2 protein-coding genes are annotated in these 2095 nt (G+C 70.4%); both read right to left on the bottom strand.

Features of this window, described 5'->3' with window-relative positions:
- Nucleotides 1-357 (bottom strand): hypothetical protein (locus tag AC31A1_RS50580; RefSeq protein ID WP_489659779.1); only part of this gene is annotated, 357 nt, incomplete at its 3' end.
- 73 nt (nucleotides 358-430) lie between these two features.
- Nucleotides 431-2026 (bottom strand): hypothetical protein, encoded by a 1596-nt coding sequence (locus AC31A1_RS50575; protein ID WP_489659778.1) that lies wholly within the window; start codon nucleotides 2024-2026, stop codon nucleotides 431-433.
- Between the last annotated feature and the right edge of the window lie 69 nt (nucleotides 2027-2095).

Genomic DNA, 2095 nt, shown 5'->3' with positions numbered 1-2095 from the left:
CGGGACGGGCGTGATACCGGTGGCGGGCGACGGGCCAACTCCGGTCCCCGCGCCGCCTGTTGAGCCGCCGCCGGTGACCACTGAGCCGACTCCGGCTCCGACCCCGCCTCCGACTCCACCGGTGACCACGAAGCCTGAACCGGAGCCGACTCCCACGCCGCCGGTGGTCACGGAACCGAAGCCGGACCCGACACTAACGGACCCGACACCAACGGACCCGACGCCCACGGAACCGGCCCCCTCGCCGCCCAGGAGCGAGGAGCCGACGCCGGAGCCGAGCACTCCCGTGGAGGAGACTCCGGATCCCGTCACCACTCCGGAGCCCACGGCCCCGTCCGAGCCCTCGACGTCACCCACGCCCGAACCGGCCGGCGACCAGCCCTGTTCGGACGGAGCCGGAGGCCGGGACGGGAGCGGGAACGGGAACGAATCAGCCGATGGCGTAGGCGCGGTAGACGGTCTCCACTGACGTGCCGCCGGTGGAGTCGGTCACCTGGGAGCGCAGGGCGACCGCGCCGGCGGCCGGGTTGTGCACGGAGGCCTTCCAGGAGGAACCGGAGCGGGTGACCGCAGCGGCCTTCCAGGTCTTGCCGCCGTCCGAAGACGCCCACACCTTCAGGGACTTGACCGTCGACTTGGTGAACTTGACGTCCGGGCCCTGGGATCCGCGGCCCGCGCTGACGGTCACCGAGGTGGTGCTGCTCGCCTTGGCCCGGTTGCGGCTGTCGAGGCCCGCGGGCAGGAAGCGGGTCATGAAGACGGGGGCGACCACCGACTTGGCCGGGTCGGCCTTGAACCGCCAGTCCAGGGTGACGCGCGAGGACAGCATGCCGGACGGGAAGGTGATGCCCGGGCGGTAGCGGTGGGCGTCCACGGTCAGCCGGTAGGTGCCGGCCGAGTGGATGCGGGCGGCGAAGGAGTCGTCGGCGGAGGAGCCCCAGTTGGTCACGGTCTGCTTCTTGACGGTGGTGCTCCCCTTGGACAGGACCACCGTCTCCTTCGTCGGGTCGGCGCCCCAGACGCCCACGTCGGGGTCGCCGATCAGCGCGTCCGGGATGAAGTTCACGGACTTCTGCCAGACGAAGGGCAGATAGTGCAGGGGGCTCCACACGGCCCGCCCGAACGACTGGGTGAAGCTCTGCCCCGCCTTCAGCGTCCTGGTCGCCGGGAAACCGCCGCTGACGACATCGCCGTTGTTCGCGATCACGTCGTCGCGCGGCTGCCAGGTCCCGGGCGTCACATGGACCGCGGTGCTGAACGGCGCGCTGTCGTCGGTGACGTTGGCGTACAGGTCGGTCGTGCAGTCGTCGACCTTGGGCGCGGCCTGGAGGGCGGTGTCGTTCTGGGTGCCCATCTGCGTCCCGGCGCGCACCGAGAAGCGCAGCGTCGCCAACTGCGACCGCTTGAACGAACCGCCGGGCGCGGCCGGGATACCGGTCGTCTTCTTGACCGCTACGTAGCTGTCGTTGCCCGACCACTGCGCCATGTACCCGAACTGGAGCAGCTTGGAGGAGTTGGGGATCGCGTAGAGCGACCCCGCGTTGTTCCAGCCGCCCGCGCTGAACGCGGAGGGCATGTCCATGGTGGCGGCACACACCTGCGCGCTGATCCGGGCCGGCTCCGTCACATCGGCCGGGGTGTCCAGTGACACCTTCACGGCCTTGCCCTTACGGGCGTCCAGCGTCACGGACTTGGTTCCCGACACCGTCACCACCTGCGCGCCGATCGTGTCGGTGCCCAGACCGTCCGTCGCGCTCTCGTAGATGTCGGTCATGGCGAGGTACTTGCCCGCCGGCAGGCTGAGCCGCTTGCCCGACTTGACGGTGCGTGTCTCACCCGACGACGCGTTGACGACGGTCACCGTCGTCGCGACCTTGGCGCCGTGCCGCCCCAGCGTGGTGACGGTCAGCGAACCCGACGCCGCCTGCGCGGAGGCGGCGGGAACGAGCAACGGCCCCGCGAGCGCGGCCACCCCGACGAACGCCAGCGATGCGAGTGGTGTGCGTCTTGTCCGTCGTACGGACATGCTTCCCCCTGTGGACATGATTCCCCTCCGAACCCCGAACCCCGGCCCCCGAAAAAGGCTCATCGTAAC

The organism is Streptomyces sp. P5F9, from assembly GCF_057961495.1.
This window is presented reverse-complemented; position numbering and strand designations above follow the sequence as displayed.